A 19,827-nucleotide genomic window follows, 5' to 3' on the forward strand; every position below is an offset into this window, starting at 1 on the left:
GGAATGTGAATTTCGGTTTAACTTTGGAACACCCAAAATGCAGCTAAAAACATTGCGAAAATGGTGTGAAATTTAGGGCTAATCTACGTCAGCCCCTATAACAAAGCTAAGCTTAAATTCCCTTTTATTAAGTTAAGTAACATTTCTTGCTTATCTTATTAAGATCATTTAGAATAATATCTGATAGTGTTTGATTTGTTACCTATCATTAGGTAAAATTTAAGCTGATATTGAGATGAAAATATACAATGCTAAATATTGGCTTGAAATCATTTTACTATTCTTTTCATTTATAATGATTAGTAATTGAGTTATTCTTAATTAGAAAGAATAATATATTTAAGGGTTATAAGAGAGTTATTAACATGAAAATAATCTTAAAAAGTATTCTAGCTGTATCTATGACTAGTTTATCAAGCATTTCTTCAGTCTCTGCTTCTGTTACTATTGGGGGAACTAACGGAATCAATATTGACGCTAGTTCGGCAACAGCAAGTGCTGTAAATAGTATAGCAATTGGAACTAACACAACTAGCTCAGAAATTGGCGCTGTTACGGTCGGTTTAGATAGTCAAGCTAGTGGAGTTCGGTCAGTTGCAATAGGTCAAAATTCAAATGCTTTACAAGGTGATACTATCGCAATTGGTACTGGGACAAAAGCAATGATAGATAGCTCAGTGGCAATTGGTCATAATGCTGAGGTAACAGGAACTTTGGGAATTGCAGTAGGGAATGAAACCAAGTCCACAGGGCAAGTTTCATCAGCATTTGGGCTTTATAGCAAATCATCAGGTGCATACAGTACAGCTGTTGGTGGAGAAGCAGAAGCTGTGGAAAATGATGCAGTTGCTATTGGTAGTCATACAGTGGCAAAAGATGCGGGTAGCCTTTCAGTTGGTTCTTATACGAAGGCTAATGGTCGTTCTTCTACAGCTATTGGTAGCGGTTATACTGTAGATGGCAGAAGCTCTGGAGCAATTGGCTATGGTGGCTATACGAACGAAGGTAAATATAATATTTCAGGTAATGATAGTTATGCTATTGGTAACGCTAATAATATTGCTAGAAATAATACCTTTGTTTTAGGTAACAATATTACAGCAAGTCAAAATAACAGTGTTATTTTGGGAAATTTATCAACAGATAGAGCAGCTACAACAGAATCTAATGTTCAGGTCAATGGTGTGACATACGGTACTTTTGCTGGGCAAGGCTCTGCTGCTAATGGTGTAGTTAGTGTAGGTGATGTTGGCAAAGAACGTCAAATCATTAATGTTGCAGCAGGTAAAATCTCAGAAACTTCAACAGATGCGATCAATGGTAGCCAACTTTACTTAACTCAACAAACAATTGGTAATGTTGCTCAAAGCTCTGCTAAGGTGTTAGGTGGAAACGCAACTGTAAATAATGATGGTTCGATTACAGTGAGTAATATAGGGGATACTGGTGAGAATACAGTTCATGATGCCATTAAATCAGTAAAAAATAGTATTAACAACAATGTAACTAATATTACTGAATTGCAAAAAGGTTTCAACCTAGCAACAACAGTTTCAGAAGGTGAAGGAACAACCAGTACACACAATGTAAAAGCTGGTTCAACTGTAACTTTTGATGCTGGTAAGAATATTAAGTTAACACAAGAAAACGGTAAAATCTCAGTTGCAACCAAAGATGATGTGAAATTCAATACGGTTAAGGTTGGTAATACAGTAAGTATTTCTGAAGATGGTATCAATGCTGGTGATAAAAAAGTGACAAATGTTGCTAATGGTGAGAATGACAGTGATGCTGTCAATATGAGCCAATTAAGAAGTGTAAATAACACTATTAATAAACGTGTTGACGATCTAGGCGATCGAGTGCATAAAAACCGTAAACGTAATGATGCGGGTATTGCAGGCGTTGCTGCGATGAGTACTATTCCACAAGTTATTTTGCCGGGTAAATCTGGTCTTGGTATTGGTGCTGCATCACGTCATGGACAAGGTGCTATGGCTATAGGGTATTCAAGAGCGAGTGATAATGGTAAACATATTATTAAATTATCTGGTTCTTATGACTCACAGCGTAACAATACTGTTGCCGCAGGTTATATGTACCAATGGTAATGTAAACTCTCTTCCTTTAAAGGACAGTTCTAACTTCAGGAACGAAAAAATGAGCAACACACTTCACTTTAAACGTTCGTAAGAAGCTAGATATGTATGGATATGCCTGCTTGGTTAATATTGATCAAGCAGGCTGTTTTTATCCATTTTTCATTTCTTATACTATGAGTGGTGGGCTAGTTAGAATTTATTGCTCTTAAAATTATCTTAGTTTGATCTTAGGTAATAATCACGAGTAAACATAATGTGTTAAAACCGCTTTTAAAGTGCTTTTTGGAGCACGCTTTCTAGGATAGTACCTAAAATTTTTTATTTTCTGACCGCACTTTTGTATGATACTTAAGTTTGAATATTTAAGAGTATAATAAGAGCTGAGAGAGGGAGTATCGCTCTTAATGGGAAAAGTTTTAAACTTATATTGAGCGAAAATACAGTCATATCCTTAGTATTTGTATTGAGGGAGCTATAAGTTAACTGCTGTATAAAGGGGTTATTTGAAGAGTTTTATAATAAATTTATGATTTACTATTTTGAATAGAAGATATTGATACATTAAGGAATGTTAGCTTTTAAAAGAAAGCTCTTAGAGATGGTGCCAGTGGTCGGACTCGAACCGACACGCTTTTAAGGGCGGCGGATTTTGAATCCGCTACGTCTACCAATTTCGTCACACTGGCTTTATTGATAAATATCATTTAGGTGTGTAGTGCGCATTATACGGTTATTCAAAAGCCTTGCAAGTACAAATTTCAAATTCTCATTTATTCGCTGTAAAATTCACCAATATTTAACCGCACTTTGAGTGGTTATGAACTTCTCTACCGCATAATATTATGAATTTTTACATTTAAAGATGTCTTATCTTCTCGTATCATTTCTAAATCTGAAATTCTATTTATTGATTTAATTCGGCATATTGATCTGTCTCTTTCAAAAGTATTACAGAGGCAATTCTTAAAAGTTTACAAATCTTAGTAATATCAATTTCTATATAACGAATACGATTTAGCATAGTCAGAAGGCAGTAATTCGTCATATTTTTGCTGTAATAACACCCTTACTCAATAAAATTAAAACATTTTTTTATTTTATTGTGATGAACCTCTCATTTTTAAAATATTCAGATTGAATTTTATTTCATCGCAACATAGCATGTCGCGCATATCATTATTATTGAAGGAGAAAAAATGGCGTACTTCCGTTTATCAAAAGTAATGTGCCTGCTTGCGCCAACTATGCTTGCTGGCATACCCACGTTACCAGTTTATGCTGTAAATCCAGTACTAACCACAGAGCAGGTTACAAGCCACAAGCCACGATGATTATGATCAAGTACTTCAACAGTGGAAAACTCATCTCACTAGTGTATCACTTGATGCTACAAATAAGCTTGCAAATAAGGCCCAGCAAACACTGTTAGATAACAATTCTTTTGATTTTAGCGAGCAGAGTTCATCTGGGGTGAAAATTCGCGCAACTGTAAATACGATTAGAGATTTAGCAGTAAATTATAACAGATTAGGTTCAACGTTTTATCAAGATCAGGATGCAAAGCAGTTGATTATTTCATCCTTAGAAAAAATTCATAGTGGTGGTTATCAAGAAGGAGGGAAAGAGTACGGTAACTGGTGGAATTGGGAGATTGGAATTCCAAAATCATTAAATGAAGTGCTTATTTTAATGGGGGATGAAGTACCTGATGATTTAAAACAAAAATTAATTCGTGCAACAGCTTATTTTCAGCCTGATCCTATGTACAGTGGGGTTTCTGAAGGGGCGAAATATTCAACGTCAAAAAATGTGAGGGTCAGTACAGGCGGAAACCGCACTGATACTTCAACAGTTTCATTAGGGCGGGGCTTATTAACGCGTGATGAAGGGGAAGTTAAGCGTGCAATTGAAGCCATTTACGATGTTGGCGAATTACAAAATGGTATTCGAGATACAAATGATGCGACACTAAATGATGGCTTTTATCACGATGGTTCATTCATTCAACACTCGTCAGTGGCTTACAGCGGTACTTATGCTTCTGTATTAATCGAAGGCTTAGGGCTTTTTGCCTATATGCTGAAAGATTCACCAAGTTTTCAGTTCTCTGATCCTAAAATCGATAATATTTATGAATCCATTCTTAATGGATATAAATGGCTTTTAGTGAATGGGGGAATGAATGATTCTGTAAATGGGCGAGCAATCACCCGAGCCAAAAGTAGCGATGTTACCCGAGCCCAAAGTTTTATCAATAGTATCTCCTTATTTATGGATGGTGCGCCAGAAAAATATAAATCAGACTTGCAAGGGTTGATAAAACGCACATTACTGGAACAAAACTATGAATTAAAAGATGCTCCTAATGATACGGTTCGGAATATTTTGAGAAATATTTTAGAAGATGACAATATTAAGCCGATGCAAACCGTTGGAGTGAAACGGTTTCCATTTATGGATCGTGTAGTACAAAAAAGCGACAAGGGGACAGTGGTTATTGCGATGCATTCTAATCGTACCGCAGCCTATGAGAGTATGAATGGCGAAAACCTTCAAGGCTGGTATACCGGTGATGGGATGACTTATGTCTATGATAACCAAAGTACAGATTCATATACCAACTATTGGCATAATGTTGACCCTTATATGATTCCAGGAACAACCGAAAGTAGAGATGCTCGAAAAAATAGCTCTGGTCAGCGCAGATATTTGAAAGATCGTAGTAGTAAAACTTTTGTGGGTGGGGTCGATAATGGTATTAAAATTGATGGCTCACAAGGCAATGCGGACAAAGCTATTATCGCAATGGATTTCACTTCTTACAATGATAAAACCACCGCAAAAAAATCTTGGGTAATGTTAGGTGATATGGTCTTAGCGCTTGGTTCAAATATTACTAGTGAAGATCAAGAAGAAGTTATCACTACCATTGATAATAGAGTCCTAAATGGGCAACAAACGTTAACTCAATCTGGAGATACCGTTTATTTTACTGATCCTGCTACATTGCAAACGATTAGCTATAAAGTCCTTGATAATGCTGAGATTAAAACCCTAATTGAAAAAGGGCAAGACAACTCAACAGAATTTGCCAAAATATGGGTAAATCACGGTAAAAAGCCTAAGGATGCAAGCTATGCTTATCTTATTATGCCAGGTTACACCGCTGATGAAGTAAACCGTTTTGATAAGGCTACGATCCAAATTCTGAAGCAAAATGCTCAACAAGATGCTGTAAAAGTAGGTAATAGTCTATTTGTCAATTTCTTTGAAGCTGGAGAGGTTGGCAATTTATCGGTAGATAAACCACTTTCAGTGATTAAGATAGAAGAGAATGGACGTTTAGATATTTATGCTGCAGATCCAACATTGCTGATTGAGGATGAAATTAATTTATCCGTGCTTGGTAAATATCTGCTAAAAGAGGGTAATAATGTCACTAGCATAATTTTAGATGATAAGACAAAATTTACTTTTAAACTTGATGATCATCAAAAATATTTTTCTGCCGTTGAAGAAAGCCAAGAGACTAGTGAAATAACTCAAGAGACTATAAACTCTAATAATACAGATGATTCACCAGGAAATTCTACAGCATCAACTTCGCAAGAAAATTCAGAAGATAGTTCTACAGTAGCTACAAATAATATTGTCGATACAAACGTAGAAACATCAGAGAATGTAGTTGAAGATACATCAAATAATAATGAAGTAGCCGTAGAAGGTGTACAGGAGTCTGATAGTGAGGAAGAACAGCTTATTGATCAAACCTCATCAGAACAAATTGCGTTTAGCCAAATGTACTTAGATAAATATGCTAAAATGCTAAAAAATATGACTGATGTGGATATTTCTATCATCGATAATTTCAACTATGATCATTATTTCACAGCGACATTAAGCGAAAGTAATAAACACGGCTTAGGTGGAAGATTCCAAACAGGGTTTAACCAATCTTTAAATAACCATACAAAGATAGGAGCATTTGCGGAATATCGTTATAATGATATTAACCAGTTGGGATTGGGTGCGAATGCGAGATGGTATGACTTTTCAAGTTTTATCCGCTACCGCCATGTGTTTGATCGTTCTGCTCATGCAGATTATTTAGATCTTTATCTTGGTTATGATAAAACATTTACCTTTAATCAACTTTCCATTCAGCCACGAGTAGGTGTGTTAGGCTCCTATCTGCTAGATAATAAATTACCAGATAACGGTAAACTTGATAATCATTTTGCTGTGCAAACACAGTTATCAAGCAAATTTAACTATCATATCGGTGGCGTAGCACTTTATGTTGAACCTACTTGGAAAGTCAATCTAGATGATTCATATCATCTTAAACTAAATGGAAAAGAGTATGAATTAAATCGTTCAAGACAAGAATGGATTGGTAAAATTGGGGTGACTAAAAATATCGGTAATTATACCTTTGATTTTAGTGTACAAACCAATAATCACCAAGAACGTAAAATGATTGCAACATTTAATTACCAATTCTAGAAAATGAAAATGCTCCCAGTAAACGGGAGCATTTTCATTAGCATTACAATTCTTTAGATTAGCTTAACGTCTCCCAGTTTTCTAAAACTTTAGGTTTCTTTTAACTTTGTTATATTAACAAAAATAGTAAAGATACTACGATTTTTGTGTGAAATTTAGGTTAACTTAGTGCCTAATTTATTGTTATAAAGTGCGGTCAAAATATGAAAAGTTTTTTGAAATAACCGTTTTTTCTTTATTCCTTTCAGCTAAAACCATTCAGTTTGTTCAAAAATTGTTCTGATTTTCTAAATAATGATGAGAAAAATGTGATCTTGATCAGAAAAATGAAAATTTATTGGGAACTTTGATTGACGCGTAGATTTTTTTTCGGCAATATCAGCACAGCTTAAAAAATTAAGCGGTATTTGACTTTTGATTTTACTAAAAGTTCAAATGGGAGTTGTATAAAAATAAATTCTGATAAGGAATTAAATTATGAAAAAGACATTAGTAGCATTAGCAGTAGCTGCAGCAGCAGTGGCTGGAACAGCAAACGCAGCCGTAATTTATGAACAAGACGGCGCAAAAGTAGAATTAAGCGGTTCATTACGTATGTTCCTTGGTAAAGTGGGTGATGAACGTGGTGATTTAAAAAATGACGGTTCACGCGTATATGTGAAAGTACGTCAAGATTTAGGTAATGGTTTATCTGCATTAGCAGGCTATCAAATCCGTTTTACTGAAAAACCTGATAACCAACAAGAAGCAAATAAAGGTTCAGAGAGTGACTGGGGTGAACCAAGCACTCGTGAATTATATGCAGGTTTAGCGCATAAAGATATCGGTACGTTAACATTTGGTCGTCAACAAACTACAGCGGATGATGTATTACAAGATGCAACTTATTACCGTTCTGGTGCATATAATATCTTAACAACTCGTTCAGATAAATCAGTTAAATTCAAATCGGCTGAATGGAATGGTTTCGCATTTGGTGCTGATTATTTATTTGGTCATCCAGATACTAAAGCAGGCTCTAGTGCCGCAACTAGCTTTAATCCTGAATATAAAAACGGTTTTGGTTTAACTGCTTTTTATCATTATGATCTTGCAGAAGACCAAAAATTAGAGTTTGCGGCGGGTTATACTCAAGATAACTATGATGACCATAATATTTCAAATGATAATTTGCAGAAAAATAAAGCATGGTTATTACACGGTAGCTATACTTATGGTCCATTATATTTAGCGTTAAACTATGGGCAAACCAAAAATGCTTATAGAAATTCTGTAGCATTAGTAACAGACAAAGATGAGAAAGGTCGTTATGCAATGGTTGATGCACGTTATCAATTCTCTGAACCATCAGCAGTATTTGCACAATGGGAGCGTTTAGACAGCCGTGTTGACGGTCAAGATGTCACAGATGAAATCAAAAACCGTTACCAAGTTGGTGTGGATTACAAATTACACAAAAACGTAATCACATACGCAATGTATGAACGTGAAAACACTAAAGATTCTAGTGGTGAAACTCAAAAAGACAACATCTATGGTGTAGGTTTACGTGTATTCTTCTAATTGTTAGATTAGAATACAAATTAGAAAACCCGATCTTAGGATCGGGTTTTTTGTCTTCTTTTTAGAATAAGTTTCTTTATACACTAATAAGAATAACCTAATTATTTTTTCTCCATTCTTTAATGAAAAACTTTTCCAAATTTGACCGCACTTTGTGAAAGTAAGTATTAGGCGAGAAACACGTCTAGGCTCGGCTTTAGCGGCGCAAGATGCTTGCTAATATTGAACGTGTAGGTGTAATTTTTTAGAAAAATCCAAATAAAGTTTCTAGTGATTATGAACGAAATTTCTGAAAGGTTTTCAATGTAATGTGATGAGTTAATGTTACTAAAATATCGGGCAATTTAGAGAAAATTGATTGTACATTATTCTTAGCCTTATTAACTTGGAGAAAATGTGATGAAGATTTGAATAGACTTAAACTTTTTAGTGATGAAAGACTAGAGAAGAAAAATTACCTTAAATAGTGAGCAATGCACTTTTCTTTATTGCTGTTAGAACAGGCGGAGATTATGCAATGAGTTGAGATGTTATGGATTAAAACGATCAATCTCTTTAAGATCCGATTTAATCTCCATTTTTCTTAGCAAAAGTGCGGTCAAATTTATTGAAAAAAAAGCGATTTCCACGCATAATATCGCGACTGCAAACGATTAACTAGCAACAGTAGGAATAACCATGTCAAACACAATTTTACAAAACCTTCCTAAAGGACAAAAAGTCGGTATCGCATTTTCTGGCGGTTTAGACACCAGTGCGGCATTATTATGGATGCGCCAAAAAGGTGCAGTGCCTTATGCTTATACTGCAAACCTTGGTCAGCCTGATGAAGATGATTACAATGCAATTCCGCGCAAGGCTATGGAATATGGCGCAGAAAATGCCCGTTTAATTGACTGCCGTTCGCAATTAGCCCATGAAGGGATTGCCGCGATTCAAGCGGGAGCATTCCACGTTTCAACAGGTGGCATTACCTATTTTAATACGACACCACTTGGCCGCGCGGTTACTGGCACCATGCTTGTTTCGGCAATGAAAGAAGACGATGTGAATATTTGGGGTGATGGCTCAACATTCAAAGGGAATGATATTGAACGTTTCTATCGTTACGGTTTATTGACAAATCCTAATTTAAAAATTTATAAACCATGGTTAGATGACCAATTCATTGAAGAGTTGGGTGGGCGCCATGAAATGTCAGAATTCTTAATCGCAAATGGCTTTAATTATAAAATGTCAGTGGAAAAAGCCTATTCAACAGACTCAAATATGTTGGGCGCAACCCATGAAGCGAAAGACTTAGAATTATTAAACTCAGGCATTAAAATTGTGAAACCAATTATGGGCGTCGCATTCTGGGATGAAAATGTCAAAGTGTCAGCGGAAACTGTAACAGTGCGTTTTGAAGAAGGTGTGCCAGTGGCATTAAACGGCAAAACATTCTCTGATGCAGTGGAGCTGTTCTTAGAAGCCAATCGCATTGGTGGTCGCCACGGTTTAGGTATGTCAGACCAAATTGAAAATCGTATCATCGAAGCGAAATCTCGTGGCATTTATGAAGCCCCAGGAATGGCGTTATTACATATTGCTTATGAACGTTTAGTTACAGGTATTCATAACGAAGATACGATTGAACAGTATCGTATCAATGGTTTGCGTTTAGGACGTTTGTTATACCAAGGTCGCTGGTTTGATCCGCAAGCATTAATGCTGCGTGAAACCGCACAACGCTGGGTTGCTCGTGCGATTACTGGCGAAGTAACCTTAGAATTACGCCGCGGTAACGACTATTCAATTCTAAATACAGAATCGCCAAACTTAACTTATGTGCCAGAACGTTTAAGTATGGAAAAAATTGAAGATGCACCATTCGATCCAGTGGATCGTATCGGTCAATTAACGATGCGTAACTTAGATATTGTGGATACGCGCGATAAATTAGGCGTTTATTCCAAAGCAGGTCTGCTTATCGCTGGTCAAGAATCGGTGTTACCACAGTTAGGCAAAAAATAATTAATAAAACTTTTGTCAAATTGACCGCACTTCGTTAAAAGTGCGGTCAATTTTTTTGATTTTTCGACACATGGATTGTTGCTATTTCGAGTGATGATATTTGTAGCAATAAAAAAGCGATGGGTTGATTAACTCATCGCTTTTTATGATTTAGGGGGGATTAAAACCCTTCTTCAAACTCTTCTTTTTCTACAATTTTAATTTGCATATGTTCGCGTTTTAAACCTAAGTCAAAGGCGAGAGCGATAGCAATGAAAATTGATGAATAAGTACCAAATGCGATACCGCATAATAGGGCAAGGGAGAAGCTATAAATTGTAGGACCACCCCAGAATAGCAAAGCAAATACCACAAATAGCGTGGTGATAGATGTCATCATGGTACGAGATAGGGTTTGTGTTAATGAAATATTAATCACTTCTTCACTTTCTAAACGACGAATTTTGCGGAAGTTTTCACGCACACGGTCGAATACCACAATACTATCATTTAATGAATAACCTACTACGGTTAAGATTGCCGCGACAAAGGTCAGATCCATTTCAATTTGCAAGAATGAGAATACACCTAATGTTACGATCACATCATGGGCAAGGGCAAGCACACCGCCCGTGGCAAGACGCCATTCAAAACGCATACCAACATAGCCGAGCAATAAGACCAATGTAGCGAGAGTGGCATAAATTGCGCTTTCGGTTAATTCATCACCCACATTCGGCCCCACAAATTCGACGGAACGAACTTGAATATTTGGATCAAGTGCGGTCATCATATCTTTTACTTTTGTACCAATGGCAGCATCAGATCCTGTCGCAGGCAAACGAATCATCACATCGCTGGTAGATCCTGTGGTTTGCACTAAAGCACTGGTTATGCCATTATCATGGAGTGTTGAACGTACTTGCTCAAGATTTGCGGGTTGCGAAAAGTGCGTGTCAATCACCACACCACCTGTGAAATCTAGCCCCCAGTTGAAGCCTTTAGTGAAAATAAAGAATAAGCAAGCACTTGTTAGCAAAATCGAAAATAAATAACCAAATTTACGATATTGCATAAAGTTAACCAATTTAAATGGTAAACCGATGCCTTTATATTCGTGCTGTTGTTTTATTGAACTCACAATATTTCTCCGCACTAAATCGATAATTTTTCAACACGTTTGCCGCCATAAACCCAGTTCACGAGTATGCGTGTACCAGTAATTGCAGTAAACATTGAAATGGCTACACCAAGAGCAAGGGTGATGGCAAAGCCTTTGACAGGGCCTGTACCCACGGCATAAAGCACGACAGATGTTAAAATGGTGGTTAAGTTTGCATCAAAAATAGATGTCCACGCACCGTTATAACCTTCGTTAATTGCTTGTTGAATTGGGCGACCATTACGGATTTCTTCTTTAATCCGTTCAAAAATGAGCACGTTTGCGTCCACAGACATCCCCACCGATAAGATAATCCCTGCAATCCCCGGCATGGTTAGAGTTACCCCTGGTAACAATGACATTAAGCCAACCACCAAGATCATATTGGCACATAACGCAAGGCTTGCGATAAGCCCGAAAAGTTTATACACAACTAAACAGAAAAGAATGACCACAGCCAATCCCCAAAGCCCTGCGGTTAAACCTTGTTCAACGTTTTGTGCACCTAGTGATGGACCAATGGTGCGCTCTTCCACAATTTGGATTGGTGCAATTAATGCACCAGAGCGAAGAAGAACAGAAAGATTTTGAGCCTCAGCGGGGCTGCCTACACCAGAGATTTGGAAACGGCTGCCAAAACGTCCACGAATGGTGGCAACGCTAATCACTTCTTCGTGTTTTTCTAACACGACTTTGCCGTTTTCATCTTTCTTACCGTTATCTTTATATTCAACATAAAGCACAGCCATTGGTTTTTGCAGATTAAGTTTGGTGGTTTCAGACATAACATCACCACCTTGCGCATCTAAAGTCACATCGACTTGTGGCGAAGCGGTATTTTGATCGATGCCCGAGGTAGCATTAATAATATGCTCACCGCCAAGAATCGCTTTGCGTAATAATGCAACTGGATTACCAGATTTATCTAATTTGACTTCCGTATCCACAGGCACAGTGCCACGGCGCATTGCTTCAGGCGTTACATTTACATTGACTAAACGGAATTCCAAGGTTGCCGTTGCCCCCAAAATCTCTTTGGCACGAGCAGTGTCTTGGATCCCCGGCAATTCAACCACGATACGTTCAGCCCCTTGGCGCTGAATAACCGCTTCAGCCACACCTAATTCTTCTACACGTTTGCGCAAAATAGTTAGGTTTTGCTCAATAGCGTTATTGCGCGCTTCTAATAAGCCAGCGTCAGATAAACGCATAGAGAAACTATTATCGCCACTTTCTTTAATATCAATATTAGGGTGTTGGCGACGCAATAATTGCACAGCTTGGAAACGTTGTTCAGGATTAGCTAAGGTAACCAGCGTGCTGTAATTTTCTGCGCTTTTCACTGCGGTGTATTGAATTTTTTCTTTACGCAGTTCAGATTTTACACTGTCTTGTAACTGCTCTTGTCCCTTACTTAATGCGGTGTTCATATCCACTTCCATTAAGAAGCGCACACCACCGCGTAAGTCTAAGCCCCATTTCATTGGGTTGCCCCCAATGCTTCTAAGCCAAGCAGGTGTTGATGGCGCAAGGTTAAGGGCGATAGAGTAGTTATTACCTAATTTTTCAGCAATTTTATCTTTTGCGAGAAGTTGATCTGTTGTATTGTCGAAACGGGCTAAAATTGAGCCATTTTCTAATACGATAGATTTGGTCGGGAGTTGGCTGCTTGCAAGCAAATTTTTCACATCAGCTAAAGTTTGCGTGTTAGCTTGTTGCCCACGAGTTCCCGAGATTTGTACGGCGGGATCTTCACCGAAAATATTTGGAAGCGCGTATAAAGCACCAATGGCGATCACAAGGATCACCATTAGATTCTTCCATAAAGGGAAACGGTTTAACATAAGTTAAATACCTTTAGGATTAAAGAGTTTTTACAGAGCCTTTTGGCAATACTGCCGCAATATAGTTACGGTTGATAGTGACTTCGCTGTCAGCGTTTAATTGCACAACCACTTCGCTACTACCTTCAGTAATTTTAGTGATTTTGCCGACTAAGCCACCAGCTGTTAATACTTCAGTACCTTTGGCTAATGATTCCATTAACGCTTTGTGTTCTTTGTTACGTTTCGCTTGCGGACGGTAAATCATAAAATAAAAGATCAAACCGAAGATGGCGAAAATAATTAACATTGACATTGGGCTGCCTTGTTGAGCTTCCATGTTTTTTCCTTTTTGTTAGTTAAAATGAAGATAAATTAGGGCGCTAAAATAGCATAAAATCAGGCTAATTGCTAATTTTCATTTTGTATTCTAGCGTTTCATCAACTGCGGTCAACATTTCTTGTGAAATGATATGGAGTTTTAACTCTGCGCATAATATTTCAAAGTCTTTCACCGCACTTGTGCCACCAAACCAAATGGTTAAATATTGCCCTTTTTCTAATTTTTCAAGCGCCTGTTTTGCCATTAATAATGGAATAGGGCAGTGATAGTGGCGTAAATCAAGAATTTGGCTCATGAAATTTTACGTCTTGCCGCCATAATTTTGCCTATTGCATGCAATTGTTCCGCGCTTAAATATTGTTTGCCCATTTCAAACAAGGGTTCTTCAAGGGCGATATGAACATCATAACCCGCAATAAATTGTTCAATGAGTTGCACATCCACCTCATCGCATTCATTTTGAATGAGTGCGTTTAATTGTTTTGCAAGTGCGGTCCAATTTTCATGTAATTTTATATGCTGGCGTTCAAGTTCATTAATATTCGCTTGAGCTTGTGGCGCAACTTGCACAAGGGCTGGGAAGAAATCTTTTTCTTCATCATCATGATGCAATGGTGCAGCAAGATTAAAATAATTGAGAATTTGTTGCACATCATTTTTCACCGCTTGATTAATGCCATTTTGGGCTAAGTAGTCAGGCAAAATGCGTAGCTGACGGCAGAAATTTTTGACTCGCCCGTGGCAGGCATACAGCATATCAATGGGTTCTGCCCAAGTGGCAGACGCATCAGGTTGGATTGTAATCATCATATTTCCAGTAAAAATGGGGCAGACTTAATAGCCCGCCCGTGCTGTTATTTTAAATTTTGTTGTAACGGTGGCACATCTTTACCGATTTTGGCATAGAATTCTTGCACAAAATCATCGAAACGATCTTCTTCAATCGCAGTGCGAATTTGATCCATTAAACGTTGATAATAACGTAAATTATGAATGGTGTTTAAGCGCGCCCCTAAAATTTCACCGCATTTATCTAAATGATATAAATAAGCTTTGGTGTAATTTTTGCAGGTGTAGCAATCGCATTCAGGATCAAGTGCGGTCGTATCTTCGCGATATTTTGCATTACGAATTTTGACAATGCCATTGCTCACAAACAAATGCCCGTTGCGTGCGTTGCGCGTTGGCATTACGCAGTCAAACATATCAATGCCGCGGCGAACCCCTTCCACTAAATCTTCGGGTTTGCCGACCCCCATTAAATAACGCGGTTTATCTGCGGGCAACAATGGCGTGGTGAATTCTAAAATACGGTGCATTTCTTCTTTCGGCTCACCCACGGCTAATCCGCCGACAGCATAGCCGTCAAAACCGATATTCACTAAACCTTCGGCAGAAATTTTACGCAATTCTTCATAAGTTCCGCCTTGCACGATCCCAAACAAGGCGCGGGGATTTTCCAACTCATCAAAGCGATCACGGCTACGTTTTGCCCAACGCAACGACATTTCCATAGAATTTTTGGCGTAATCAAATGTGGCAGGATAAGGTGTGCATTCATCAAAAATCATCACAATATCAGAGCCTAAATCATATTGAATTTCCATCGATTTTTCAGGGGAAAGGAAAATGCGTTCACCATTAATTGGGTTTTGGAAAGTCACGCCTTCTTCTTTGATTTTGCGCAATTTCCCCAAGCTAAATACTTGGAAACCGCCGCTATCGGTCAAAATAGGGCGATGCCATTGCATAAAATCATGCAAATCACCATGTTTACGCATCACTTCTTGTCCAGGGCGTAGCCACAAATGAAAGGTATTGCCCAGTAAGATTTCCGCACCCGTCGCGCGCACTTCTTCTGGTGTCATCCCTTTCACCGTGCCGTAAGTACCAACTGGCATAAACGCAGGAGTTTGCACTTTAAATTCAGTGATTTCACCCTCTTTATTCGGGCGCTCAAAAATCATCTCACCACGGCGAGCGGTGCCGCTGGTGGTTTTTAACTTAAATTTCATAGATTTCCTTTTGTTAGAAAAACAGTCTAACGGTTTAATATTGTTTTACATAAGCGTTTTATAGCGTCGTTGTTTTATACGATAAAAGCGCGGTCAATTTTAGCAGAGTTTTGAAAACTTTGGAAAAATTGACCGCACTTTTTAGTTTTTGTGAGTTTTTTCAGTTACGCCATGAATTGCCATTATGCGGCAACTAAGAGCTCGGTGGCAACAATCACCACAATCATCCCGACGATCATAGGCACTGAAATGCGTTTTACTACTTCAAATGGTGAGATTTTTGCCATACCAGACACGGCAACAACAACACCAGAAACAGGTGATAAACTACGCCCGATATTAGAGGCTTGTAACATTGGTGTGGTTAAATAAGCAGGGTTTGCATTCATTTGGTGAGCTAGTTTTGGGATAAGTTCTACAAATGCGTAAAATGGTGCGTTGCCTGAACCTGTCGCAATTGCGGCAAGGGCTGTAATCAATGCAAGAGCTAGCATCATTAAGAATGTACCACTGCTTGCAGATTGTACGGAATCAATTAATGCATGAATAAAGCCCACGGTGCTTAGCCCTTGAGCAAATACTCCAGCGGCAACAAGCAAAATGACGACACTGGAAAAGGCATCAGCCATGCCTTGATAGGCAACATTTAAGTTATCAAATACCGTTTTTGCACTGAATGAACGTAAGAAATCCACAACGGCAACAAGCGCTAAACAAATGACAATAATGGTAATAATATTGAGTTCTGGCGCGAATTTACCATCAAAAATTAAGACCCCGAAGATCGGCGTAAACGGAAATAAGGCATAAAAAGCAGGAACTTTAGTTTGAATTTCGTGGATCTCTAATTTTTCCGCTAAATGTCCTTCTTTACGATCTAAATAACGTTGCCAAAAATAATGGCTAATAGCAATCGCAATAATTGCGGAAATGGAAATTGGCAAAGTTAGATTAAAGGCGTATTCAAGTAATGGCATTTTGGAGACTTCCGCCGCCAATACGACATCGCCTGATGTTGGCGAGAGAATAATGGCAGCAGGCGAGGCGCAGATTGATGCCGCAGCACCACGAGAAATGCCAACATTCACCATAATCGGGAAAAGTGTCGCCATGAGTAACACGCCTAATCCTGTGGCAGAAGGCACTGCGAGCGACATTAAGCACGCTAAGAAATAAGCGGCAATCATTAAAATATAAGGTGATTTAATGTATTTGAGTGGATGAGAGGCGAGTTTTACCACCATATCGTTTGCGCCAAGATGGGTCATATAGGCGGCAAAGCCACATAACACCATAATTAACATCCCTAAATTTCCGCCGCGGTTCATTAATAGATATTTCACATATTCGAAAATATCTAAATACACTTCGCCAGTGGATTTCACGCTGTCAGGCAAAATGCTTTTGCCCATCATCACGCTGGCGAGCAATAGCAATAAACCAACGCTCATTAGCACACCTGTGGCAGAATAGCCTTTGATGACGTAATAGCCCACAATAACGATGGCAATTAAACCAAGAATTAATTCCATATATTTCTCCTTAGGTTAATGATGAATCTTATTATGATTTTTTACTAATAAACATTGAATCGCCATAGCTGAAAAAACGATAGCGGTTTTCGACCGCACTTTTGTAGGCGTTCATCGTGTGTTCATAGCCAGCAAAGGCGGAAACGAGCATAATTAGTGTGCTTTCTGGCAAATGGAAATTGGTGATAAGGCAGTCGATAACGCGGAATTTTTTGCCAGGGTAAATAAAGATAGACGTATCAGCGAAAAATGGTTCGATGATTTGTGCGGAACCCTTTTCTTCGGCGGCAAGAGCGGCGCTTTCGATAGAGCGAACGGACGTTGTGCCAACGGCAATTACGCGTTTCCCTGCGGCTTTTGTGGCTAAAATAGCATCAACGACATCTTGCGGTACTTCCACATATTCTGCGTGCATATGGTGATCTTCGATCTTATCCACGCGAACAGGTTGGAAGGTGCCCGCCCCCACATGGAGCGTGACAAAAGCAAAATTCACGCCTTTCGCTTTCAGTTTTGCCAATAATTCATTGTCAAAATGCAAGCCTGCCGTTGGGGCAGCCACAGCGCCCGGCACTTTGTTATACACCGTTTGATAGCGTTCTTGATCGGCTTCTTCATCTGGGCGATCAATATACGGCGGAAGCGGCATATGTCCAATTTTTTGTAAAACCTCTAAAAGTGCGGTGGATTTATCGGCAATTTCTAATTCAAACAAGGCATCTTGGCGGCCAAGCATATTCACACGCACGCCATTGCCCTCGCCGAGTTTGTCTTCCCCTAAAATCAGCTCTGCGCCTGTTTTCGGGGCTTTGCTAGAACGCACATGGGCTAAAAAAGTGGTTTCGCTTAATACGCGCTCGACCAAGACTTCAATTTTGCCGCCGCTGGCTTTGCGCCCATACATTCGCGCAGGAATCACTCGGGTATTGTTAAAAACCAACAAATCGCCTTCGTTGATTAGTTCTAACACATCGCTAAAAGTGCGGTGAAAAATTTCACCATTTTCGCCGTTTAATTGTAACAAACGGCTTGCCGTGCGTTCAGGTTTAGGATAACGAGCGATCAGTTCATCAGGTAAGTCGAAATGGAAATCAGATACTAACATAGTTTTTGCCATAAAATTTTTTGTCGTAGTCTATTTTGATTTGCAGCGAAGTACAAGTAAAAACCTTTATTTCTCGGCAAATTTTCGTTAAAATCTCACGCTTAATTTTAGGCTAAACGAAATGCAAAATGGCAAAACAAGCTCAATTTTATCTTATTGAAACGACACAACCACAGGGCGAGCTTTCCGCAGCAGAAACTCTCGCCTGTGATGTGGCTGCCCAATTATGGCGTGCAGGTAAACGCATTTTGCTTGCTTGTGAAACTGAACAACAAGCGTTGCGTTTAGATGAAGCCTTATGGCAGCGTGATCCAAGCGAGTTTGTGCCCCATAATTTATCAGGCGAAGCCACCAATTTTGCTACGCCGATTGAAATTAGCTGGATTGACAAGCGCAATGCACAACGCCGTGATGTCTTAATTTCATTACAAAACAATGTGCCAGACTTTGCGCAAAGTTTTAATCAAGTGATTGATTTTGTGCCTACGGAAGAAGAACAAAAAGCCATTGCCCGCGAGCGTTACAAAATCTACCGTCAGCTAGGGTTTGAAATGTCCATGGAGAAAGCTTGATGTGGCAAACAAAAACATTTGAAAATTTGACCGCACTTGAGCTATGGAAAATCTATCAAATTCGGGTGGCGGTATTTGTGGTAGAACAAAATTGCCCTTATCAAGAAGTGGATGAATTAGACAAAAGCGCGCAACATTTTTGGTTAGAATCAAAGGGTGAAATCCAAGCCTATTGCCGCATTATTAATACTGAAAGTGCGGTCAAAATTGGACGAGTTTTAGTTTTGCAATCAGCCCGTGGCAAAGGTTTAGCACGCGAGCTAATGACAAAGGCAATCGAATTAGCAAAACAGCAATATCCCAATAAATCGCTTTTCGTACAAGCCCAAGCTTATTTGCAGGATTTTTATGCATCTTTGGGCTTTAAACCTGTTTCAGATGTGTATTTGGAAGATGGAATACCGCATTTGGATATGCAAATAGAGTTTGATGACGAATGATGAATTAAAGAAGAAATTTTCAAAAAAAAACATTACATAAGTGCTATTTAATTAGATGAATGGAAGCGTAATCGTAATATTGTGGCTTATCAGCAAAAAATGATGATACTATTTGAGTATTATGTATATGACGAAATAATATTGATTTAACATACAGAAATATAAAGTAGCAATTTTTATTGCGAAAAATGGATTGGAAATATTGATTTTACCTTGATAAGTATATCATAAAATTATGCTTATTTAACTTGAATGGTTAATTTGTATCTGGAAGTAGGTAAAATTAAAATGTAGCTTGAGTTTATACTATGTATGTTAAAAATATTTATCATGGGTAAATATGATGCCGATTGTTTAAATAATAAACTAAGGGGTCTAGATATGTCAAAAGAAAGTAAAGAAAATGATTCATTTATTAATAAATATATATCACCAATAATATCTGTTTTATCCTTGTCGGTATCTATAGTCGCACTTATATTTTCTTATGATGCAAATAAAATATCTAACGAGTCAAATAAAATAGCTAGTGAGTCAAATAAAATAGCTAGCGAGTCAAATAAAATAAGTACGGAATCAAATATATTGACTAAAAGAGATATTATAAGGAGAAAGAATGCATTAGAATTTAAAATAAGAGAGGATATGGCTACGTTTTTAAAAAAATAGATG

General features: G+C 38.2%; 16 protein-coding genes, 1 tRNA gene and 2 pseudogenes. 10 read left to right on the plus strand and 9 right to left on the minus strand.

Annotation, left to right across the window (positions count from 1 at the left end; all coding sequences use genetic code 11):
• Positions 1-76: pseudogene (locus tag C8D76_RS07060) on the plus strand (IS1595 family transposase); the annotation flags it as partial.
• A gap of 289 nt (positions 77-365) precedes the next feature.
• On the plus strand, positions 366-2,111 hold the full coding sequence (locus tag C8D76_RS07065) for a YadA family autotransporter adhesin (protein ID WP_116632091.1): 1,746 nt from the start codon (positions 366-368) through the stop codon (positions 2,109-2,111).
• Between the two features lie 590 nt (positions 2,112-2,701).
• On the opposite strand, the gene C8D76_RS07070 is transcribed toward C8D76_RS07065, so the two are convergent.
• Positions 2,702-2,788, minus strand: a tRNA-Leu gene (locus C8D76_RS07070).
• A gap of 510 nt (positions 2,789-3,298) precedes the next feature.
• Here C8D76_RS07070 and C8D76_RS10075 point away from each other — a divergent pair.
• The 5 genes and pseudogenes from C8D76_RS10075 (at position 3,299) to argG (ending at position 10,184) form a co-directional block, all read left to right on the plus strand.
• Positions 3,299-3,433, plus strand: a complete 135-nt coding sequence (locus C8D76_RS10075; RefSeq protein WP_279305829.1) for a hypothetical protein — start codon at positions 3,299-3,301, stop codon at positions 3,431-3,433.
• 49 nt (positions 3,434-3,482) lie between these two features.
• A pseudogene (locus tag C8D76_RS10035) lies at positions 3,483-5,252 on the plus strand (polysaccharide lyase 8 family protein); the annotation flags it as partial.
• Complete coding sequence (locus C8D76_RS10040) at positions 5,253-6,608, plus strand: polysaccharide lyase beta-sandwich domain-containing protein (protein ID WP_243405828.1); 1,356 nt, start codon at positions 5,253-5,255, stop codon at positions 6,606-6,608.
• Positions 6,609-7,085: 477 nt separating this feature from the next.
• Complete coding sequence (locus C8D76_RS07080; protein WP_116632093.1) at positions 7,086-8,171, plus strand: porin; 1,086 nt, start codon at positions 7,086-7,088, stop codon at positions 8,169-8,171.
• 678 nt (positions 8,172-8,849) lie between these two features.
• On the plus strand, positions 8,850-10,184 hold the full coding sequence (gene argG / locus C8D76_RS07085) for an argininosuccinate synthase (RefSeq protein ID WP_207775010.1): 1,335 nt from the start codon (positions 8,850-8,852) through the stop codon (positions 10,182-10,184).
• A 160-nt stretch (positions 10,185-10,344) separates the two neighbouring features.
• On the opposite strand, the gene secF is transcribed toward argG, so the two are convergent.
• The 8 genes from secF to queA form a co-directional block, all read right to left on the minus strand.
• Positions 10,345-11,238, minus strand: a complete 894-nt coding sequence (gene secF, locus C8D76_RS07090) for a protein translocase subunit SecF (RefSeq protein WP_243405829.1) — start codon at positions 11,236-11,238, stop codon at positions 10,345-10,347.
• Positions 11,239-11,318: 80 nt separating this feature from the next.
• On the minus strand, positions 11,319-13,169 hold the full coding sequence (gene secD / locus C8D76_RS07095; protein WP_116632096.1) for a protein translocase subunit SecD: 1,851 nt from the start codon (positions 13,167-13,169) through the stop codon (positions 11,319-11,321).
• 19 nt (positions 13,170-13,188) lie between these two features.
• Positions 13,189-13,488, minus strand: a complete 300-nt coding sequence (yajC, locus tag C8D76_RS07100) for a preprotein translocase subunit YajC (protein ID WP_116632097.1) — start codon at positions 13,486-13,488, stop codon at positions 13,189-13,191.
• Positions 13,489-13,552: 64 nt separating this feature from the next.
• The gene (locus tag C8D76_RS07105) at positions 13,553-13,786 is read right to left on the minus strand and encodes a sulfurtransferase TusA family protein (RefSeq protein WP_116632098.1); all 234 of its coding nucleotides are present in this window, start codon (positions 13,784-13,786) and stop codon (positions 13,553-13,555) included.
• Positions 13,783-14,298: a hemerythrin domain-containing protein gene (locus C8D76_RS07110; RefSeq protein WP_116632099.1), complete on the minus strand. Its 516-nt coding sequence runs from the start codon at positions 14,296-14,298 to the stop codon at positions 13,783-13,785. Before C8D76_RS07110 ends, C8D76_RS07105 begins: the two co-directional genes overlap by 4 nt.
• A 47-nt stretch (positions 14,299-14,345) precedes the next feature.
• Entirely contained in the window at positions 14,346-15,506 is a 1,161-nt protein-coding gene (gene tgt, locus C8D76_RS07115) for a tRNA guanosine(34) transglycosylase Tgt (protein ID WP_116632100.1), read from the minus strand.
• Between the two features lie 182 nt (positions 15,507-15,688).
• Entirely contained in the window at positions 15,689-17,038 is a 1,350-nt protein-coding gene (dcuC, locus tag C8D76_RS07120) for an anaerobic C4-dicarboxylate transporter DcuC (protein WP_116632101.1), read from the minus strand.
• 31 nt (positions 17,039-17,069) lie between these two features.
• The gene (queA, locus tag C8D76_RS07125; RefSeq protein WP_116632102.1) at positions 17,070-18,143 is read right to left on the minus strand and encodes a tRNA preQ1(34) S-adenosylmethionine ribosyltransferase-isomerase QueA; all 1,074 of its coding nucleotides are present in this window, start codon (positions 18,141-18,143) and stop codon (positions 17,070-17,072) included.
• Between the two features lie 128 nt (positions 18,144-18,271).
• On the opposite strand from queA, the gene C8D76_RS07130 reads away from it, so the two are divergent.
• From C8D76_RS07130 to C8D76_RS07140, 3 genes are all read left to right on the plus strand, one after another.
• Positions 18,272-18,715 (plus strand): DNA polymerase III subunit chi, encoded by a 444-nt coding sequence (locus tag C8D76_RS07130; RefSeq protein ID WP_116632103.1) that lies wholly within the window; start codon positions 18,272-18,274, stop codon positions 18,713-18,715.
• Positions 18,715-19,155 carry a GNAT family N-acetyltransferase gene (locus C8D76_RS07135; RefSeq protein WP_116632104.1) on the plus strand — a complete coding sequence of 147 codons (441 nt, stop codon included), beginning with the start codon at positions 18,715-18,717 and terminating at the stop codon, positions 19,153-19,155. The genes C8D76_RS07130 and C8D76_RS07135 overlap by 1 nt, the downstream gene beginning before the upstream one ends.
• Positions 19,156-19,536: 381 nt before the next feature.
• Positions 19,537-19,824 carry a hypothetical protein gene (locus tag C8D76_RS07140; RefSeq protein ID WP_133241337.1) on the plus strand — a complete coding sequence of 96 codons (288 nt, stop codon included), beginning with the start codon at positions 19,537-19,539 and terminating at the stop codon, positions 19,822-19,824.
• Positions 19,825-19,827 lie beyond the last annotated feature (3 nt).

The sequence above is a fragment of the Alitibacter langaaensis DSM 22999 genome (assembly GCF_003096995.1).
Lineage (GTDB): Bacteria > Pseudomonadota > Gammaproteobacteria > Enterobacterales > Pasteurellaceae > Exercitatus > Exercitatus langaaensis.